The sequence below is a fragment of the Rhodanobacter sp. DHB23 genome (assembly GCF_014842975.1).
Taxonomy (GTDB): domain Bacteria; phylum Pseudomonadota; class Gammaproteobacteria; order Xanthomonadales; family Rhodanobacteraceae; genus Rhodanobacter_A.
Genome location: NZ_JACYXK010000025.1, coordinates 189,473 through 208,699, shown reverse-complemented (window position 1 = coordinate 208,699; position 19,227 = coordinate 189,473). Strand labels below are relative to the sequence as shown.

Here is a 19,227-nt window from a genome sequence, read left to right as displayed (position 1 = left end):
GCGGCTTCTGCACCGCCCCGCGCGCCGGGTCGCGCCTTCGCGCCCGTCGAGGCGTTGCCGTGCGTCCAGCACATCCCAAGTTGCCCGGTGCCGGTCTCTTCGCCGCGATCCGCATGGACGCCCCTGGGGTGATCGGTGGCGCGACCGGCATCGCGACGCCACTGCACCACCGGAATGGGCCGCAGCCGGCGAGAAGTCCCTCGGTCAGGCGGCGCTCACGCGCGACGCCCGGCCAGCAGCGCCTCGATCGCTTCCGGCTCTTTCGGCACGGCGCTGCTGAGCACTTCATGGCCGTCGCGCACCACCGCCACGTCGTCCTCGATGCGGATGCCGATGCCGCGCCAGCGCTCGTCCACGCCCGCGTCATCGGGTGGCACGTAGAGCCCCGGCTCCACTGTCACCACCATGCCCGGCTCCAGCACGCGCGAGACGCCGGCTATGCGGTAGTCGCCGGCGTCGTGCACGTCCAGGCCCAGCCAGTGGCCGGTCTTGCCGGGGAAGAAACGCTGGTGGGCGCCTTCGGCGATGGCGGTGTCGGCATCGCCCTGGAGCAGGCCCAGCGCGCACAAGCCCTCGGCGAGCACACGCACCGCGGCGTGGTGCGCGGCGTCGAACGGCTGGCCCGGGCGCACCTCGTCGATGGCGGCCAGTTGCGCGGCCAGCACCACCTCGTACAGCGCGCGCTGCTCGCGGCTGTAGCGGCCGTTGACCGGGATGGTGCGGCTGATGTCGCTGGCGTAACAGTCCAGCTCGGCGCCGGCGTCGATCAGCAGCAGGTCACCATCCATCAACCGCGCGCGGTTGTGCTGGTAGTGCATCACGCAGGCGTTGCTGCCGGCCGCGACGATGGGGGTGAACGCGGGCACGGCGCCGCGGCTGCGCATGGCGTGCAGCAGCTCGGCCTCCACTTCGTATTCGTGGCGGCCCGGCAGCGCGCAACGCCATGCGGCGAGGTGCGCCTCGCCGGCGATGCCGGCGGCGGCGCGCATCAACTTCAGTTCGGCGCGCGACTTGTACAGGCGCAGGTCGTGCAGCAGGTGGCCCAGCGCGACGAATTCCTTGGGCGCCACGCCGCCGCCGCGCAACTGGCGCAGGCGGCGCATCCAGCCCAGCAGCTGCGCGTCGAACGCGGGCTCGCGGCCGAAGTGGCAGTACACGCGCGCCCTGCCCTCGATCATGCCGGGCAGGATGTCGTCGATGTCGTCGATCGGGAACGCATCGTCCATGCCGTAGTCGGCCACCGCGCGTTCGGTGCCGATGGACGGGCCGTGCCAGCGCGCCTGCTCGGCGTCGCGCTCGCGGCAGAACAGCACGGCCTCGCCGTGCAGGCGGCCGGGCAGCAGCGCCAGCACCGCGTCGGGCTCGGGGAATCCGGCGAGGTAGTGGAAGTCCGAGTCCTGCCGGTATGGCCAGGTGGCGTCGGCGTTGCGCAGGCGCTCGGGCGCGGCGGCCACCAGCAGCACCGCGTCCTCGCCCGCCATCGCCATCAGCTGGCGGCGGCGGCGCGCGAACTCCTCGCCCGCGATGGCGGCCACCGCGACGCGGTCGGGCGCGGCGCTCAATGCAGGCGGTCGCTGCCGGACGGGCCGCGGCCGGCGGACTCGGTGTACAGCAGCAGCGCGCCCACGCGCAGGAATTCCTGCACCTCGATCAGCGCGTCCTCGTCCTCGGCGGCGTCGCCGAAGTCGAACGACGAGGCGGCGACGGTGCCGAAGTCGCGCAGCACTTCCTGCGCGTCGTCCGACAGCTTGGCGTGCGCGTCGGTGCCGGCGAGGCCGAAGCCGCCGAGGAAGCCGCGGCACCAGTCCACCACCGCCTCGGCGCGTTCGTCCAGCGGGCGGTCGGCGTCCGGCAGCAGCGGTTCGAAACCGAGGTCGGGATCGGCCAGCGCGTCGCGGCACTGCCGCAACAGGGCGTCCAGCGCGACCTGGTCGGCAGGCGAAGGCGTGACGCCTTCGGCGCCCTCCAGTTCCAGCGCGGTGAGCAGCCTGCCGCCGTCGGAGGTGGCGCCACCAGCGAGGTAGCCGCACAGCGAACCGTGCAGCTCGCTGGCGTCCACGCCCAGGCGCAGGCGCACGATCAGCGCGTCCAGTTGGTCATGGCTGAGCGGTTCGTTGGCCGGCATGGCGGGTTCCTGGTGGGACGATCCGCCATTCTACGTTGCCGCCCCCGCAGGAGCGCACCCCGTACGCGATGGCCTTGCGCTCCGATCAGGGCAAAAGCCATCGCGCACAGGGTGCGCTCCTACGGGCGCCCCGTTATAGTTCGGCGCATGACCCCCGCCGAATCCGCCTCGCCCGATCCCGTCCAGATTGAACTGGAAGCGCTTGGCCGCCAGGTCGACCGGCTGCTCGATACCGTGCGCCGGCTCAGCGAGGAAAACCGCAGCCTGCGGCACAGCCAGGAGCAGTTGTCGGGCGAACGTGCCAACCTGCTCGCGCGCAACGAGCAGGCGCGCAGCCGGGTCGAGGCGATGATCCAGCGACTGAAGTCGCTCGAAGGCAATGGCTGAAGCAATGACTACACCCGGCAGCAATGACCCGGTCGCGCTGCGGCTGATCGACCGCGAATTCCTGATCGCCTGCGCGCCGGAAGAGCGCGAAGGCCTGGTCGAGGCCGCCGCCCTGCTCGACCGCAAGATGCGCGAGTTGCGCGCCAATGCCCGCGCACCCAGCTTCGAGCGCCTTGCAGTGCTCGCCGCGGTGAGCATGACCCACGAGCTGCTGGCGCTGCGCAAGCAGCAGGGCGGCGACGGCCAGCAGACCGCGCTGCGCCTCGCCGCGATGCGGCAACGGCTGGAGTACGCGCTGGAAGGCGCCGCCGCGCCGGCGTCCAGCACGGTGGCACCCAGCACGGTGGCGGATTTGTTCCCGAAAGCCTAAAATCGTCCCCGGCGTTTTCTGCGGTGTGCGCCGGCACACTCTTACATTTGCCTTGTTCCTAAATACGGCCCCGGGTCGGCTTTTCATCGGTCGTTGTGCATGTCCGCCGCGTGCGGAAAGCCTCGAGACCCTGTCGCCCTCCCACCTGATCCATCGTGGATCAAGGTCGTTTGGTGGGCAGCGGCATCGCGGTTGACGCCACTTATTCCACGCCCCGTTCGTCGTTCGATGGACGGGGCGTTTTGATGGAGAGCCCGCGTGGACGCCGCACAACGCCACGAATTGCGCCAGCAGATGGCCGAACGCCGCCGCACGCTGCCGCCGCCGGCCCGCATCGCCGCCGCGCAGGGGCTGCGCCGCTCGCTGGAGCAGTTGCCGGAATACCTCACCGACGTGCGCGTGGCCGGCTACTGGGCCACCGGCGGCGAGCTGCCGCTGAACCTGGTGATCCCGCCGCTGGCCACGCGCGGCCAGCGCTTCCTGCTGCCGCTGCTGGCCAGGAACAAGGAACTGCACTTCGCGCCGTGGAACAACGGCGACGACGTGGCGCCGAACCGCTACGGCATCCCCGAGCCGGTGGCCCCGCGCGAGTGGTTCGCGCCGTTCCAGCTCGACCTGGTGCTGGTGCCGCTGCTGGCGTTCGACCGCCACGGCCACCGCCTCGGCCACGGCGGCGGCTGGTACGACCGCAGCTTCGCCTTCCTCAGGGACCAGGCGCGCCCCACCGAGCCGCTGCTGGTGGGCGTAGCCTATGATTTCCAGGAAGTCGAACGGCTCGATGCGCAGCCGTGGGACGTGCCGCTGGACTACGTGGCCACCGACCGCGAGCTGATCGATTGCCATGCCACGGAGCCCGCCGCATGAAGAACCACTGGCTGATGAAGTCCGAGCCGGACGCCTTCTCCATCGACGACCTCAAGCGCAAGAAGCACGAGGCCTGGGACGGCGTGCGCAACTACCAGGCGCGCAACTACATGCGCGACGGCATGCGCGTGGGCGACAAGGTGTTCTTCTACCACTCCAACTGCGCCGAGCCCGGCATCGTGGGCATCGCCGAGGTGGCCACCGACGCCTACCCGGATCCCAGCCAGTTCGACCCCAAGAGCAAGTACTTCGACGCCGGCAGCTCGCGCGACAACCCGCGCTGGATGCTGGTGGACGTGAAGTTCGTGAAGAAGCTCAAGCGCACCATCACGCTGAAGGAGCTGCAGGCCGACGCCGCGCTGGACGGCATGGTGCTGCTGCGCAAGGGCAGCCGCCTGTCGGTGCAGCCGGTCGAGGCCGCGCACTGGCGGCACATCCTCGCGCTCGAGTGATCCACACCCTTTCCATCTCCACCGGAACACAGGCATGAGCACGAACGAAAAACAACTCGCCGGCGAAGCCGCGCTGCGCTACGTCGAGGACGGCGCCATCGTGGGCGTGGGCACCGGCAGCACGGTGGCCTATTTCATCGACGCGCTGGCCGGCATCAAGGACCGCATCCAGGGCGCGGTGTCCAGCTCCGAGCAGTCCACCGCGCGCATGAAGCAGCACGGCATCGAGGTGTTCGACCTCAACGCCGTGGGCCCGATCGGCATCTACATCGACGGCGCCGACGAGTGCGACCCGCACAAGCGCCTGACCAAGGGCGGCGGCGCGGCGCTGACCCGCGAGAAGATCTGCGCGGCGGCGGCGCAGAAGTTCGTCTGCATCATCGACTCCAGCAAGCGCGTGGACGTGCTGGGCAGGTTCCCGCTGCCGATCGAGGTGATCCCGATGGCGCGCAGCCTGGTCAGCCGCGAGATCGTGAAGCTGGGCGGCCAGCCGGTGTGGCGCGACGGCGTGACCACCGACAACGGCAACTGGATCATCGACGTGCACGGCTGGCGCATCACCGACCCGGCGGGGCTGGAGCGGCAGCTCAACCAGCTCGCCGGCGTGGTCACCGTGGGTTTGTTCGCGCAACGGCCGGCGGACGTGGTGCTGGTGGGCGACAAGGAAATCTGATCCAGGCTCGCCCTGACTCCCCTCTCCCGCTTGCGGGAGAGGGTGCCCGACCAACAGGCGCAGGATGCGCCTTCGGAACAGCGAAGCTGGCCCCGCAGGGGCGAGCGGCAGGGATGACGCGAGTAAGGGCGGGAGAGGGTTCGGCTTTTCGCGACGTTGCAAAAGCGCCCTCTCCCCAACCCCTCTTCCTCGCTCCTCAAGGCAGGGCCATCCATGGCCCTTCCCCGCGTCCGCAAGCGGGCGAGGGGCTTCAAGCGGAGCGTCAAGGTGACGGTGCGAGAATCGCGGCGAGCGGTTTCCCCTTCGCATCGTCGAACTTGAGGTGCAGCAACTGCGCGATGGTGGGCGCGATGTCCACGTTGGGGAACGCCGGAATCTCAACGCCCTTGCCCTGGATACCTGCGCCCGCGGCGATGAAGATCGCCTGCATCAGCGGCTCCGAATTCGGGTAGCCGTGCGCGCCACGCTGCAAGGTGGGCGCGTCGTACTGCGTGGCGTACTTGTCGTCGAATTCGTAATCGTTGTCCGGGTAGAGCAACAGGTCGGGCGCCTGATCGCTCTGCGTCGGCAGCGCGCGGAACCTCGCCGACGCGTTTGGCGGCAACGTCAGCGGCGGGGTCGGCCAGCCCATCTTCGCGGCTTCGTCCGGCGTCAGCGCGGCGCGGATGCCGGGCCTGCCCTCGAACAATTTCTTCAATGCCTGCCGCGAGGCTTCGGTGGCGTTCTTCTGGAACACCAGCGCGAAGCCGCCCTCGGGGATGGCGAACGCAGGCTGGCTCGCCGTGTCGGCCTGCAGGCCGGCCTCGCCCAGCGGCACGTTGGGGTTGAGCAGGTGGTGCACGCTCTCCTGGCCGTGGTCGGAGACGATGATGAAGGTGGTGCGGTCCAGCTCGCCGGCGGCGCGCACGGCGTCGATCACTTCCTTCACGCGATCGTCGAGGAAGGCGATGGTGTTGCGTCCGGAATCGTTGCCGTAGCCGGTCGCGTGCTCGATGCTGTCCAGCGCCAGCAGGTGCAGCAACAGCAGGTCGGGATGGTGCTGCCGGATGATGTCCACCGCCGCGCGCGTGTACACAAGGTCGCGCCAGGCCTGCGACGGCTTGCCGAAATGCGCCAGCTCGTCGCGCGTGACCGCGCCCTGCCGGACCAGCTCCTGCTCGATCGCACCGTCGGGGTCGGGGTTTTCGGGGAAGCGCCAGGTTATCGTCGGCGCGTCCATCACGGCGACCCAGTCCACCTCGGCCGTGACCAGGCCCGCCGCGTGCGCGGCGTCGTACACGGTGGGCACGGCGACCAGCCTGTCCTTGGGCGCCTTCATGTCGATGCGCGGCGGCGTGGCCTCGCGCTGGCCCACGATCAGGCCGTTGACCAGCACGTGGTGGCGGCTGGCGTCGTCGCCGGTGACCATGCTGGTGTGGTTCGGCCAGGTGATGGTGGGGTTGATCGGCTGCATCGACACGGCATGCACGCCCTCCTGCATCAGCGCATGCAGGGTGGGCGCGGGCAGTTCGGGCTCCCGCAGGCTCTGCGCGCCGAAGGCGTCCAGGCTGATGACCACCACCCTGGGCCGCGACGCGGCGTGCGCGTGCGCGTGCGGCGACCACGCGGCGATACCGGCCAGCAGCATCGCCACCGCGAAGCTGCGCCACCCGACGATGCCTGCACTCATCACGCCATCCTCCTCCGGAAAAAACCATGCCGCGCCTGGGCACGGCCATCATTGCTCACGGCGTACCGGCATGCACCGCCGCCGCCCCGGCCGGCGTGGCGGCGCGCAACGCCTTGTCGATCAGGCTGCGCACGCGGCGCTGCCACGAGTGCGTGGCCTGGTCGGGATTCCAGGTGAACGTCGCCACGCTCTCCGGCGGCATCGTGTACTCGAACGACAACCTGCCCTGCACCACGCCGACATGGCGCGGCGCGTTCCTGCCGTTGGCCACCACCAGCACGATGGAGCCGTCGCCGGCGTTGCGGAACGCCACGTTGTGGATGTCCGGGCCGGTGTCGTCCGACCACACGCGCACGGCGCCGGGCAGCACGAAGCGGCTGTAGTGGGCGAAGGCGTAGTACTCGTCGTTGCGATGGACCGCCCCGGTCGCGGAGTCGATCGTCACCATGCCCTTGCAGTCGGCGCAGCCGCCGGAATGCGGGCCGTGCTTCTGGTCCAGCGCGAGGTTCCAGTACACCGCGCCGCGCGCCCAGTCGCGCAGGCTCATCATCAGCACGTCGCGCGCGAACAGCAGCAGCTCGCCGTTCTTCGCCGAGGCCCAGTCGCCGCCCGAACACTCGGTCAGGTACGCGTCCTTGTCCGGGTACGCGCGGTGCACGCGGGTCTGCGCACCCGTGCTGCCCGCGTAGCAATGCCAGGCGACGCCGTCGACGTAGCGCTGCGCCGTGGCGTCGGCGAGCACGGCCAGCGGCTGTTCGGGCGCATCCCAGTTGTGGTCCCAGTCGAGGATCAGCGGCCGCGGGTCGCGGCTCGCCAGCGCGGGACCGAGGTACTGCCCGATGATGCGCGCGCGCGCCTCGGCGGGCAGCAGCATGCCCGGGTAGGTCAGCGGCTCGAAGCCCGGCTCGTTCTGCACGGTCAGCGCCCAGACCGGCACGCCCTGCGCCTGCATGGCATCGACGTACTTCACCAGGTACTGGGCGTACACCGCTTCGTACTGCTGCTGCAGCGTGCCGCCGTTCAGCGCGTCGATGCTCTTCATCCATGCCGGCGCGCTCCACGGCGTGGCGATGACGTGCAGCTGCGGATTGATCTCCATCGCCTCGCGCAGCACCGGCACCACATCCTGCGAGCTGGCGGCGAGGTTGAAGTGCGCCAGTCCGGGGTCGGTCTGGCCCGCGGGCATGTCGTCCAGCGTGTAGGGCTTGAGCGAGAAGTCCGAGGCGCCGATGCTCACGCGCGCCATGTCGAGGTTGAGTCCCGGCGGCGGGCCGAACAGCTCCTGCAGCAGGGCGAAGCGCTGGTCGTCGTCCATCGCGTGGTCGAGCAGCCACGCCGACGAGTCGGTCATCGCCGCGCCGAAACCCGTGATGGTCTGGAAGCTGCGCGTGGCGTCGATGGTGATGTCGGCCGCCGGCGGCGGCGCATTCGCGTCCGCCACGGCCAGCGGGATGTCCGGCTGCCGCACCAGGCGCAGCTTGCGGTCCTGCGTGCTGAGCCACAACTGGACTTCCGAACCATCGGGCATCGCCGGCACCAACAGCATGGGCGCGGACGGCAGACGCAGGGGCACGCGCAACGCGCCCAATGCACACGCGGTAAGCAGGGCAAGCAGCACAGCCGCCATGCGGCCGGAGATGCCCTGCGGTTCACTCATGCGCGGCGCTCGCCACGGGGTTGGCCTTGTGGATCAAGAAAATCTCTCTGCTGCGACCGCATCACGACGCCTGGCGACGGGTCGCCGAAGCTTGCCCCGATACCGCCCCGGGCGGCAAGCCCGCCCGGGCCAGGCCCTTGCGACCATCCATGATCGCCCGGACCAGGCAGGCGGCCGTCCCTGGCCGCTCCACTCACAGCTTGTAGCTGAAACCGAGCAGCACGGTGCGGCCCCAGGTGTCGTATTCCAGCGGCATGGTCATCGGCACGTTGTTGGCGAGGTAGGCGTACTGCACCGTGGCATCCGGCGAGTTGGCCAGGTTGTTCACCTGCAGCAGTACCGACAGGCCCGTCATCGGCCCCTGGCTGAAGTCGTATTCCAGCTGCAGGTCGGTCTGCCGGTTCGCCAGGATCTTGGTGTAGCCGAGCTGGTCGAACAGCGCCACCGCCTCGCCGGTGAACGAGGAGCGGTAGCGCTGCGCGATGCGCGCCGAGAATCCGTTGCGCTCGTAGTACAGCGTGACGTTGCCGCTCTTGTGCGACAGGCCGGGCAGGGTCTTGGGACCGCCCGGGATCGCCGAGACGGAGCTGGTGGGGATGTCGCTGTTGACCAGCGAGTAGTTGACCTGCACGCCGAAGCCCTCCAGCGCGTGCGCCAGCAGGCCGCCTTCGAACGAGCCGGCCAGCTCCAGGCCGTTCATCGAACCGCCGGTGCCGTTCTCCGGCGTGGTGAAGGCGCCGTAGTTGCTGGTCGGCGTCAGGGTCGGCGTGTTGTTGATGTAATGGGAGAAGTCGTAGTTGAGGATGGTCTTGTCGTAGATGTAGTTCAGCAGGTTCTTCTTGAACACCGCCACCGACACGTAGCTGGCATCGCCGAAATACTTCTCCCACGAGATGTCGGTGCCCACCGCCACGTAGGGCTTCAGCAACGGGTTGCCGCCGCTGCCCGACCACACCACCTGCCCCGCCTGCGGCCCCGCGGTGATCTTGGCCACGCCCGCGGAGGACGAGATCTTCTCGTCGTCGATGCGGCCGCGCGTCATGGTCTTGGCCAGGCCGAAGCGCAGGTACTGGCTGTCGCTCAACTGGGCGGCCAGGTTGAGGCTGGGCAGCACGTTGTTGTACGTGGTGCCGCCGTGGATCGCGCCGACCAGATTGCCGCTGTTGTCGGTCTGCAGCGCGTCGGAGGACTGGTCGGTGTGCACGAACTGCACGCCCGCGTTGCCGCGCAGCGGGATGCCCGCCACCTCCGTCTCGATGTCGAACTTGACGTAGGCCAGCGGCACCTTTTCCTCGATGGTGTAATTGCGGCTCCAGTCGCCCGCGCCGTTCTCCGGCGTGAGGTAGAACTGGCTGTACATCGCGCCCAGCACGTTGTAGTTGAGGATGCCGGGGATGCCGCCGTAGCCCAGCGAGGTCGGGCCGTAGAGCCAAGCGGAATTGACCGGCGTGCCCATCGCGGACTGGTAGGTGCTGTCGGTGTCGCCGTTGCCGTTCAGCCACGCGAAGTACACGTCGGCGTGCTTGGTCTTGGTGCGGTCGGAATAGTCGAAGCCGAGGTCCATCCCGCTGAAGACCCACCAGTCCAGCGTGCGGCTCGCCTGCAGGCGGAACGCGTTGATGCGGTCGTTCTGGCTGTCGAACTCCTCGCGGCCGTTGTAGCCGTAGCCGGCCGGGTCGGTGAAGACCACGCTGGACGGATCGGCCAGGTTCACGTCCGGGCTGAAATCGGGGAACCCCTGGCCGGTCGGGATGTTGAAGCCCACGTCGGTGAGCCCGCCGTTGGCGAGGCCGGCGAACAGGTAGGCGTCGTGCAGCTTCACCCGCGCCGAGGACGACGACAGGTCCAGCGAGGTCGTCCAGTCGCCGAGGTAGAGCTTGTTGTTCCAGCCGATCGAATACAGCTTGTCGTGCTCCTTGGTGTATTCGTTCTGCAGGATGGGCGCGATGCCGCTCATGTTGCCCGAGGTCACCACGGGCAGCGGCGAGCCCGGCGAGAGGCCCAGGTCCGAGTAGGAAATGCCGTCGTAGGGCGGGCCGTAGACGTTGCTGTTCCACTGCAGGCCGTTGTTGAACGCGCGCTTGTTGAAGGTGGAGTAGTACATGTCCAGCTTCGAGTAGTACGTCTCGTTGGGCGCCCACTCCAGCACGGCCATCAGGCCGTTGCGCTTCTCGTCCTGCGACTGCGAGCGCAGCTGCATGCCCTGCAGCGCGTTCACGTTGTCCGGCATGCCGGGCACGGTGGGCGCGCCCCAGTTCTGGTCCATGCCCGCGCTGCCGTTGTCGGCGCCCCACCACCAGGCCTGGTACTGCTTCCGCTGGGTCGGCTGGGCGAGCTGCGCGAAGCCGATGGCGACGCCCAGCGTGTGGTCGAGGAACTGGTCGATGTAGGAGAAGCTGGCGCGATGGCCCATGGTGCCCGTGCCGGTGCCGGGATTGAGGTCGCCGTTGCTGTTGTGCTCGCCGCGCAGGTTGAACACCATGGTGCGCTTGGACAGGTCCAGCGGATTGATGGTCTGCAGGTCCACCGTGCCGGCCAGGCCCTGGCCGATCACGCTGGCGTCCGGCGTCTTGTAGACCGTGGCGCCGTTGATCAGCTCGGCCGGGTACTGGTCGTACTCCACGCCGCGGTTCTCGCCTATCGTCGCCTGCTCGCGGCCGTTGAGCGTGGTGCCCGCGAAATTCGGGTCCAGGCCGCGTATCGAGATCGCGCTGGCCTGGCCGTCCACGCGCTGCGTGGTCAGGCCCGGCAGGCGCGCCAGGCTGTCGGCGATGCTCACGTCCGGCAGCTTGCCGATGTCCTCGGCGGAGATCGCCTCGACGATGTCGTTGGAGTTCCGCTTGGTGTCCAGCGCGCTCTGGATGCTGGTGCTGATGCCGTTCACCACCACCGCGCCGAGCTGGCTGGCGTCGGCCTTCTTCTGCTTGTCGGCCTTGGATTCCTGCTTCGCATCCTTCGCCGCCGCCGGCTTCGCCTGGGCCTGCTGGTCCGACGGCTGCTGGCCCGATGCGTCCTGCGCCAGCACCGCGGCGCCCGGCACGGCGAACAGCCACGCAGTGGCGCATGCCACCGCCAGCCGGCGCCGCCGCAACGCGACGCCCTTCCCGCCCCATGCTTGATTCTGTCGATTCATCCGTTTTGCCTCCCCGAAGTGATTCCTGCCATGGTCCCCCTGCCGCGCTTCACGGCGCGCGGCGCCATGCGGAGGAAACGGCCCGCCCCTGATCGGGCCGCGATCCGCGCGACGCTGCCTGCGAGCATCCATGATCTTCACCCGCGTGCGCAACAAATCGCGGATCGCAGCATGTCGCACGCAACACGAAAAAACGGCCCGCGAGGGCCGTTTTTTCGTGCTGTTCCAACGGTCGGTTCAGTGGCGGGAAGCCACCGCCTCCTCCGGCCGCGGCTTGAGCCCGTCGCGGAAGCGCAGGTAGCGCGAGGAATGCCGCGCCTCGCGCAGGCGCCGCCCATGCGCGGCGAGGATGTCGCCGCGGGTGAGGAAGCCGACCAGCCTGTGCGGGTCGTCCTTGCTCACCACGAGCAGCCGGCCCACGCCCTCGGCCACCATGTGGTCCGCGGCCTCGCGCAGCGAGTTGTCCTCGGTCACCGCCACCGGCGGGCGCGTGACCAGCTCGCCCAGGGTCAGCGTGTAGTGCCATTGCGGGTCGAGCAGGCTGCGGCGGGTGAGCACGCCCTGCACGCGGCCCTGCTCGTCCACCACCGGGTAGCCCTGGTGCTGGGTTTCCGGCGTGCCCTCGATGAACCAGTGGCGCACTTCGGCCAGCGCCTGCGTCGTCTTCAGCGTCACCACGTCGCGCGCGCAGGCGTCGCCCACCGCCACTTGGTCGAGGTAGTCGGCCGCGTATTCGGCAGGTACACGCACGCCGCGGCGCGCGATCTTCTCGGTCATGATGGTGTTGCGCATCATCAGCGCGGAGATCAGGTAGGCCGCGGCACAACCGCCCAGCAGCGGCAGCAGGCCCGCGGGCTGCGCGGTGGTCTCGAACGCGAACACCACCGCGGTAAGCAGCGCGCGCGAGGCACCGGCGAAGATCGCCGCCATGCCCACCAGCGCGGCGATGCGCGGGTCGACGCCGAAGTGCGGCGCCAGCGCGGCCACGCCGATGCCCATCATCGCGCCCAGCGCGCCGCCGATGGTGAACAGCGGCGCCAGCGTGCCGCCGGAGGTGCCGCTGCCCAGCGAGATCGACCAGGACAGGAACTTCATCACGCACAGGAAGGCCAGCGCCGCCAGCGTCAGCCGGCCGTTCACGATGTCCTCGATGTTGGTATAGCCCACGCCCAGGGTCAGCGGCGCGAAGTAGCCGATCACACCCACCGCCAGGCCGCCCAGCGCAGGCCACCACATCCAATGGATGGGCAGCTTCTCGAACCAGTCCTCGATGCCGTAGACGATGCGCGTGGTCCACACGCTGACCAGGCCGACCACCGCGCCGACCAGCACGTAGGTCGCCAGCGCCCAGCCGCCCGGCGAGGCCAGCACCGGCATCGCGAACACCGGCGCGGTGCCCATCAGCACATAGCGCATGCCGGTGGCGGCCACGCAGGCCAGCGACACCGGGATCAGCGAGCGCGGGCGCAGTTCGAACAACAGCAGCTCCACCGCCAGCACCACGGCCGCGATGGGCGAAGAGAAGATCGCCGACATGCCCGCAGCCGCACCGGCAGCCAGCAGCACCTTGCGTTCGCTGCCGGTGACCTTCATCACCTGGCCGACGAAGGAACCCAGCGCGCCACCGGTGGCGATGATCGGGCCCTCCGCGCCGAACGGGCCGCCGGTACCGATCGCGATGGCCGAGGAAATCGGCTTGAGGAAGGTGATCCGCGGCGGGATCTTCGATTCGTTGAGCAGCACCTGCTCCATCGCCTCGGGGATGCCGTGGCCGCGGATCGCGCGCGAGCCCCAGCGCGCCATGAAGCCCACGATCACGCCGCCCAGCGCGGGGATCAGCACCACCCACCAGCCCAGGTGCGGCACCGCGTCGGCAGGCGAGGAAAACGCGGTGGAGATGCGGCCGTAGAACACCAGGTTGGTGATCAGGCCGATCAGCATGGTGAGGACCTTCGCGATCAGCGCGGCGCCGATGCCCAGCACCACCGACACCGCGGTGATGCGCAGCACGCGGCGGTCGACCAGGGTGGAGCGGCGCGGCATCTTCGCCGCATCCAGCGTCACGCCCAGCGCTGGCGACAACGGCAGCGCGTCGGTGCTGCCCTCGGTGCGCACGTCCGCGTGGCCGGGGGAATGGTCAGCCGGGAAGGTCATCGGAGGTCCGCCAGGATTCAAAAGCGGGGATTCTACGCCGCGGGCCAAATGAACCGAAGAGGCAGGATCTTGCGGGATGCCGGTCGGCCATCGACGGACGTCCAGACGGCCGGAACCGGCCACGCCGCGGGCCTGGCGTGGTCTTTCGTCCATTTGCCCGCATCGGCGAGGGTGACGGGTTTTGCGTTTTCGCCGGACACGGGACGGCCATCCTTGCCACGGCGCTCCGGGCGGGACGGGGAGGATCGCGGCAAGGTTCTCCGCGCTGCAGCCTCCATCCGGCCCGCCACCGTGCCACCCGCGGCAAGGGGCAGCCCCGGGGCCGGTGACCGGGGTCCGCACGCCGCCACCGGCACAAACGATGACGCGGCGCGGCCAAGCTGCTATAAAGTATTACAAATTCATTCCAGTGGCCCCGGGGCCACGATGCATCGCAGGGAGAACAGGCATGGTGAAGCCCGTCGTGGTACGCAACCTGCACGGTCAGGTGGTGCAGGAGTTGGGTCGGCTGATCGTCGGCGGCGAGATCGCGCCGGGCGAGAACCTGCCGCGCGAGGAACTGTTGGCCGAGCGCATGAAGGTCAGCCGCACCGCGCTGCGCGAGGCGATGAAGGTGCTGTCGGCCAAGGGCCTGATCGAGTCCAAGCAGAAGACCGGCACCCGCGTGCGCGACACCCTGCACTGGAACCAGCTCGATGCCGACGTGCTGGCCTGGCGCTGCGCCTCGATGCCCACCGAGGATTTCGTCGAGAAGCTGGCCGAGATGCGCGAGGTGATCGAGCCCGCCGCCGCGGCCGCTGCCGCGCGCCGGCGCAGCGCGGAGCAGCTCGCCGCCATCGAGGGCGCCTACGAGGCCATGGCCGCAGCGAATGGCCGCGAGGAATGGTCGGTGGCGGACCTGGCCTTCCATGAGGCGATCCTGCACGCCACGCACAACGAGCTGATGATCTCGCTGTTCTCGGTGGTCGAGACGGCGCTGGGCAGCTACCTGGCGCTGTCCGCGCGCAAGGCCATCGACTTCAAGTACTCGCTGCCGCACCACAAGAAGGTGCTGGACGCGATCCGCCGCCGCCAGCCGGAAGTGGCGCGGGCGGCGATGCAGAAGACGGTGAGCGATTCGCGCAGCAACATCCGGCGCCACACGAAGAAGACATGAGCGGGCTGATCGCACTCGACTGGGGCACCAGCAGCCTGCGCGCCTTCCGTTTCGACGGCGCGGGCCGGCTGGCGGAAACACGCACGCGCCCCTGGGGCATCCGCCACCTGCCCGAGGGCGGCTGCGACGCCGCGCTGGCCGGCATCACCGCCGGCTGGCCCGCGTTGCCGCGGCTGGCCTGCGGCATGGTGGGCAGCCGCAACGGCTGGCATGAGATGCCCTACCTCGACACGCCCGCCAACGCGATGCAGCTCGGCGGCGCGCTGGGCAGTGTGCGTGCCGCCGACGGCATGGACGTCCATCTGGTCCCCGGCCTGCGCGACCCGCTCGGCCCCGACGTGATGCGCGGCGAGGAAACCCAGCTGGTCGGCGCACTGGCGTTGCGCCCGGCGCTGGCCGGGGCCGCCACCTTCATCCTGCCCGGCACGCACAGCAAGTGGGCGGTGGTGCGCGACGGCGCGGTGACCGGCTTCCGCACCGTGATGACCGGCGAGCTGTTCGCGGTGCTGCTGCGGCATTCCATCCTCGGTGCCACCGGCGCCGAGGCCGCGGACGACGCGGAAGCCTTCGCGCGCGGCGTCGCCGATGCGCGCGGCAGCGGCGCGGCCGGCGCACTGGGCCGCCTGTTCTCCGCGCGCGCGCTGATGCTGGACGGCGCGCTGGCGCCCGCGTCCGTGCCCGACTATCTCTCCGGCCTGCTGATCGGCGAGGAATTCCGCGCCGCGCTGGCCAGCGGCCTGGCCCGCCGCGACACGCCGCTGCAGCTGATCGGCGAGGCTGCGCTGTGCGGGCGCTATCGCCGCGCCGCCGCGCTGTTCGACATCGACCTGCCGCCGCCGATCGCGGACGCCGCCGCCCACGGCCTGCGGCAGCTGGCGACGCTGGCCGGGCTGGTCCATCCCGCTCCAGAGGAATCCCGCGCATGCTGACCCCGTGGCTACAACCCCTGCCGCTGGTGGCGATCCTGCGCGGCCTCGTGCCCGACGAAGCGGTGGCCACCGGCCGCGCCATCGTCGCAGCCGGCTTCCGCGTGCTGGAAGTACCGCTCAACTCGCCGCAGCCGTTCGACAGCATCGCCCTGCTCGCCGAGGCACTGGGTACGGACGTGCTGGTCGGCGCGGGCACGGTGATGACGCCGGCCGACGTGGAGGCCGTGGCGAACGCAGGCGGCCGCCTGATCGTGATGCCGCATGCCGACACCACGGTGATCCGCGCCGCCAAGGCCGCCGGCCTGCTCTGCGTGCCCGGCGTGGCCACGCCCACCGAAGCCTTCGCCGCGCTCGCCGCCGGCGCCGACGGCCTGAAGCTGTTCCCTGCCGAGCAATCCTCGCCCGCCGTGCTCAAGGCCTGGCGCGCGGTGTTGCCGCGCGACGTGCCGGTGCTGCCGGTGGGCGGCATCGCGCCCGACAACATGGCGCCGTGGCTTGCCGCCGGCGCCACCGGTTTCGGCATCGGCTCGGCGCTGTTCGCGCCGGGCCGCACCCTCGACGACACCTCCCGGCGTGCGCACGCTTTCGCGCATGCCCTGCACAATCTGGACACCTACGCATGAAGATCACCAAGCTCACCGTCTACAAGGTGCCGCCGCGCTGGCTGTTCCTGCGCATCGACACCGATGCCGGGATCAGCGGCTGGGGTGAGCCGGTGGTGGAGGGCCGCGCACACACCGTGGCCGCCGCCGTGGAGGAACTGTCGGACTACCTGGTCGGCAAGGACCCGCGCCACATCGAGGACCACTGGAGCGTGCTCTACCGCGGCGGCTTCTACCGCGGCGGCCCGGTGCTGATGAGCGCGATCGCCGGCATCGACCAGGCGCTGTGGGACATCAAGGGCAAGGACCTCGGCAAGCCGGTGCACGAACTGCTTGGCGGCCCGGTGCGCGAGCGCATCCGCGTGTACTCCTGGATCGGCGGCGACCGCCCCGCCGACACCGCGCGCGCCGCGCAGGAGGCCGTGGCGCGCGGCTTCACCGCGGTGAAGATGAACGCCACCGAGGAACTGCAGTACGTCGATACCTACGACAAGGTCGAGCGCGTGCTGGAAAACGTGCAGGCGATCCGCGACGCGGTGGGCCCGCACGTCGGCATCGGCGTGGATTTCCACGGCCGCGTGCACAAGCCGATGGCCAAGGTGCTGATGCGCGAGCTGGCGCCGTTCAAGCTGATGTTCATCGAGGAGCCGGTGCTCTCCGAATACCTGGAGTGCCTGCCCGAGCTGGCCGCGATCTCGCCTGCGCCGATCGCGCTGGGCGAGCGCCTGTACTCGCGCTGGGACTTCAAGCGCGTGCTGCAGACCGGCGGCGTGGACATCATCCAGCCCGACCCCTCGCATGCCGGCGGCATCACCGAGACGTGCAAGATCGCCGCGATGGCCGAGGCCTACGACGTGGCGCTGGCGCTGCACTGCCCGCTCGGCCCCATCGCGCTGGCCGCGAACCTGCAGATCGACGCGGTGTGCCACAACGCCTTCATCCAGGAACAGAGCCTGGGCATCCACTACAACGCCGGCAACGACTTGCTCGACTACGTCACCGACCGCAGCGTGTTCGCCTACGCCGACGGCTTCGTGGCCATGCCGAAGGGTCCGGGCCTGGGCATCGAGGTGAACGAGGCCTACGTGGCCGAGCGTGCCGCGGTGGGCCACCAGTGGCACAACCCGGTCTGGCGCCACGCCGACGGCAGCGTGGCGGAGTGGTGAGCGCAATGGCCGACCGCTACGCCAGCTATCCCAGCCTGCAGGGCCGCAGCGTGCTGGTCACCGGCGGCGCCAGCGGCATCGGCGCCGCCTTCGTCGAGCACTTCGCGCGGCAGGGCGCGAAGGTGGCCTTCCTCGACGTGGACGCCACGGGCGCGCAATCCGTGCTCGACGGCCTGGAGGACGTGGCGCACGCGCCGCTGTTCCTGCGCTGCGACCTCACCGACCTCGATGCGCTGCAGGCCGCCATCACCACGGCACGCGCGCACATCGGCCCGATCGCCGTGCTGGTCAACAACGCCGCCAACGACGTGCGCCATGCGCTGGCCGACGTGGACGCCGCCGCGTTCGAGCGCAACGTGGCGGTGAACCTGCGCCACCAGGTGTTCGCCACGCAGGCGGTGATCCCCGACATGCAGCGGCTGGGCGGCGGCTCCATCATCTGCCTGGGCTCCACCGGCTGGATGAAGAAGAACGCCGGCTACCCGCTGTACGCGATGGCCAAGGCCGCGGTGCACGGCTTCGTCAACGGCATGGCGCGCGAGCTGGGGCAACAGCACATCCGCATCAACGCGCTGGTGCCCGGCTGGGCGATCACCGAGAAGCAGCGCGCGCTGTGGCTGGACGCCGAGGGCGAGGCCGAGATCGCGCGCGTGCAGTGCATGCCCGGCTACCTGATGGCCGGGGACCTGGCGCGCATGGCGCTGTTCCTCGCCGCCGACGACAGCCGCATGTGCACCGGGCAGGACTTCATCGTCGACGGCGGCTGGGTATGAGCGCGCCGGCGCAGGCGGCCATGCAGGCGGTACTCGAGGCACGCAACACGCTGGGCGAAGGCATCACCTGGTGCGGGCGCGCGCAGGCGCTGTACTGGACCGACATCCACGCTTCGACGTTGTGGCGCTATACCCCCTCCAGCGGCGAGGCGAGGCATTGGCAGCTGCCCGAGCGCCTCGCCTCGTTCGCGCTGTGCGAAGCGGACGGCTGGCTGCTGCTGGCGCTGGCTTCGCGGCTGGCGTTCTTCCGCCTCGAAGACGGCGCGCTGCACACGCTGCATGAAGTCGAACCGCAATTGCCCACGCGCTGCAACGACGGCGCCTGCGACCGGCAAGGCCGCTTCGTGTTCGGCACCCTGCACGAGCCCGCCGACGGCGGCGCGAAGCAGCCCATCGGCGGCTTCTGGCGGCTCGACGCCGACCTCGCGCTGGAAAGGCTGCCGCTGGAAGGCGTGGCGATCAGCAACAGCCTCGCCTTCAGCCCCGACGGCGGCACGCTGTACTACTGCGATTCGCTGGCGCGCACGATCCGCTGCTGCGACTACGGCGACACGCTGGGCGACACGCGTCTGTTCGCCGACCTGCGCGACACCGCGGGCGAGCCGGACGGCTCCTGCGTGGACGTCGACGGCGGCCTGTGGAACGCGCAATGGGGCCTGGGCCGCGTGGTGCGCTACCGCGCGGACGGCAGCGTGGACCGCATCCTGCCGCTGGCCGCGAGCCAGCCCACGCGGCCGGCTTTCGGCGGTGCCGCGCTCGACACGCTCTACGTCACCAGCGCGCGCGATGGGCTGGATGCCGACGTGCTGGCAGGCGAACCGCTGGCCGGCGCGCTGTTCGCCGCGCAGGTCGGCCGGCGCGGCCTGCCCGAGCGGCGCTTTGCAGGCAGGCCGCCGGTGGGCGACACTCCATGATTACGGACGACGACTCTGCTCGTCATCCCGGCGCAGGCCGGGATCCAGTGCCTGTCGGCATGAAGTGCAAAGTCACTGGATTCCGGCTTTCGCCGGAATGACGGCAAAAAATCGCCTGGAGCGATTTTTGACAACGCGCCAGCGATGGCCCGAAGGGCGCCCGCCAAGGACGGTGGGCGCAAAAGCACAAGCCGCACGCACGC

Annotated in this window: 17 protein-coding genes and 1 other RNA gene; 12 read left to right on the top strand and 6 right to left on the bottom strand. The window is 70.0% G+C overall.

The window, feature by feature from the left end:
- Window positions 1–215: 215 nt before the first annotated feature.
- Window positions 216–1,562 (bottom strand): aminopeptidase P N-terminal domain-containing protein, encoded by a 1,347-nt coding sequence (locus tag IHE47_RS08040; protein WP_192105371.1) that lies wholly within the window; start codon window positions 1,560–1,562, stop codon window positions 216–218.
- Window positions 1,559–2,125 (bottom strand): UPF0149 family protein, encoded by a 567-nt coding sequence (locus IHE47_RS08035; protein ID WP_192105370.1) that lies wholly within the window; start codon window positions 2,123–2,125, stop codon window positions 1,559–1,561. The genes IHE47_RS08040 and IHE47_RS08035 overlap by 4 nt, the downstream gene beginning before the upstream one ends.
- 147 nt (window positions 2,126–2,272) lie before the next feature.
- Between IHE47_RS08035 and IHE47_RS08030 the strand changes: the two genes are divergently transcribed.
- The 6 genes from IHE47_RS08030 (at window position 2,273) to rpiA (ending at window position 4,871) form a co-directional block, all read left to right on the top strand.
- The gene (locus IHE47_RS08030; RefSeq protein ID WP_192105369.1) at window positions 2,273–2,512 is read left to right on the top strand and encodes a TIGR02449 family protein; all 240 of its coding nucleotides are present in this window, start codon (window positions 2,273–2,275) and stop codon (window positions 2,510–2,512) included.
- Window positions 2,513–2,516: 4 nt separating this feature from the next.
- Complete coding sequence (locus IHE47_RS08025; protein WP_192105368.1) at window positions 2,517–2,882, top strand: cell division protein ZapA; 366 nt, start codon at window positions 2,517–2,519, stop codon at window positions 2,880–2,882.
- Between the two features lie 12 nt (window positions 2,883–2,894).
- A non-coding RNA gene (gene ssrS / locus IHE47_RS08020) (6S RNA) lies at window positions 2,895–3,081 on the top strand.
- A gap of 59 nt (window positions 3,082–3,140) precedes the next feature.
- A complete protein-coding gene (locus tag IHE47_RS08015) occupies window positions 3,141–3,746 on the top strand; it encodes a 5-formyltetrahydrofolate cyclo-ligase (protein WP_192105367.1) in 606 nt (201 codons plus the stop codon).
- Window positions 3,743–4,198, top strand: a complete 456-nt coding sequence (locus tag IHE47_RS08010) for an EVE domain-containing protein (RefSeq protein WP_192105366.1) — start codon at window positions 3,743–3,745, stop codon at window positions 4,196–4,198. Before IHE47_RS08015 ends, IHE47_RS08010 begins: the two co-directional genes overlap by 4 nt.
- Before the next feature lie 34 nt (window positions 4,199–4,232).
- A complete protein-coding gene (gene rpiA / locus IHE47_RS08005) occupies window positions 4,233–4,871 on the top strand; it encodes a ribose-5-phosphate isomerase RpiA (protein ID WP_192105365.1) in 639 nt (212 codons plus the stop codon).
- Window positions 4,872–5,133: 262 nt separating this feature from the next.
- Here rpiA and IHE47_RS08000 read toward each other — a convergent pair whose 3' ends face one another.
- The 4 genes from IHE47_RS08000 to IHE47_RS07985 all read right to left on the bottom strand — a co-directional run bounded on the left by IHE47_RS08000 (window position 5,134) and on the right by IHE47_RS07985 (window position 13,484).
- Window positions 5,134–6,540, bottom strand: coding sequence for an alkaline phosphatase family protein (locus tag IHE47_RS08000; protein ID WP_225561698.1), 1,407 nt, complete (start codon window positions 6,538–6,540; stop codon window positions 5,134–5,136).
- A 55-nt stretch (window positions 6,541–6,595) separates the two neighbouring features.
- On the bottom strand, window positions 6,596–8,197 hold the full coding sequence (locus tag IHE47_RS07995; RefSeq protein ID WP_192105364.1) for a glycoside hydrolase family 30 beta sandwich domain-containing protein: 1,602 nt from the start codon (window positions 8,195–8,197) through the stop codon (window positions 6,596–6,598).
- Window positions 8,198–8,390: 193 nt separating this feature from the next.
- Entirely contained in the window at window positions 8,391–11,330 is a 2,940-nt protein-coding gene (locus tag IHE47_RS07990; RefSeq protein ID WP_192105363.1) for a TonB-dependent receptor, read from the bottom strand.
- A gap of 237 nt (window positions 11,331–11,567) precedes the next feature.
- Window positions 11,568–13,484: a chloride channel protein gene (locus tag IHE47_RS07985; RefSeq protein ID WP_192105362.1), complete on the bottom strand. Its 1,917-nt coding sequence runs from the start codon at window positions 13,482–13,484 to the stop codon at window positions 11,568–11,570.
- Between the two features lie 448 nt (window positions 13,485–13,932).
- Between IHE47_RS07985 and IHE47_RS07980 the strand changes: the two genes are divergently transcribed.
- From IHE47_RS07980 to IHE47_RS07955, 6 genes are read left to right on the top strand one after another with little or no spacing between them, the layout of a single operon-like run.
- Window positions 13,933–14,640, top strand: a complete 708-nt coding sequence (locus IHE47_RS07980) for a FadR/GntR family transcriptional regulator (RefSeq protein ID WP_192105361.1) — start codon at window positions 13,933–13,935, stop codon at window positions 14,638–14,640.
- The gene (locus IHE47_RS07975) at window positions 14,637–15,569 is read left to right on the top strand and encodes a 2-dehydro-3-deoxygalactonokinase (protein ID WP_192105360.1); all 933 of its coding nucleotides are present in this window, start codon (window positions 14,637–14,639) and stop codon (window positions 15,567–15,569) included. The genes IHE47_RS07980 and IHE47_RS07975 overlap by 4 nt, the downstream gene beginning before the upstream one ends.
- Window positions 15,563–16,192, top strand: a complete 630-nt coding sequence (locus IHE47_RS07970; protein ID WP_192105359.1) for a 2-dehydro-3-deoxy-6-phosphogalactonate aldolase — start codon at window positions 15,563–15,565, stop codon at window positions 16,190–16,192. The genes IHE47_RS07975 and IHE47_RS07970 overlap by 7 nt, the downstream gene beginning before the upstream one ends.
- Window positions 16,189–17,337 (top strand): galactonate dehydratase, encoded by a 1,149-nt coding sequence (gene dgoD, locus IHE47_RS07965; protein ID WP_192105358.1) that lies wholly within the window; start codon window positions 16,189–16,191, stop codon window positions 17,335–17,337. Before IHE47_RS07970 ends, dgoD begins: the two co-directional genes overlap by 4 nt.
- Before the next feature lie 5 nt (window positions 17,338–17,342).
- On the top strand, window positions 17,343–18,110 hold the full coding sequence (locus IHE47_RS07960; RefSeq protein WP_192105357.1) for an SDR family oxidoreductase: 768 nt from the start codon (window positions 17,343–17,345) through the stop codon (window positions 18,108–18,110).
- The gene (locus IHE47_RS07955; RefSeq protein WP_192105356.1) at window positions 18,107–19,024 is read left to right on the top strand and encodes an SMP-30/gluconolactonase/LRE family protein; all 918 of its coding nucleotides are present in this window, start codon (window positions 18,107–18,109) and stop codon (window positions 19,022–19,024) included. Before IHE47_RS07960 ends, IHE47_RS07955 begins: the two co-directional genes overlap by 4 nt.
- Window positions 19,025–19,227: the final 203 nt, after the last annotated feature.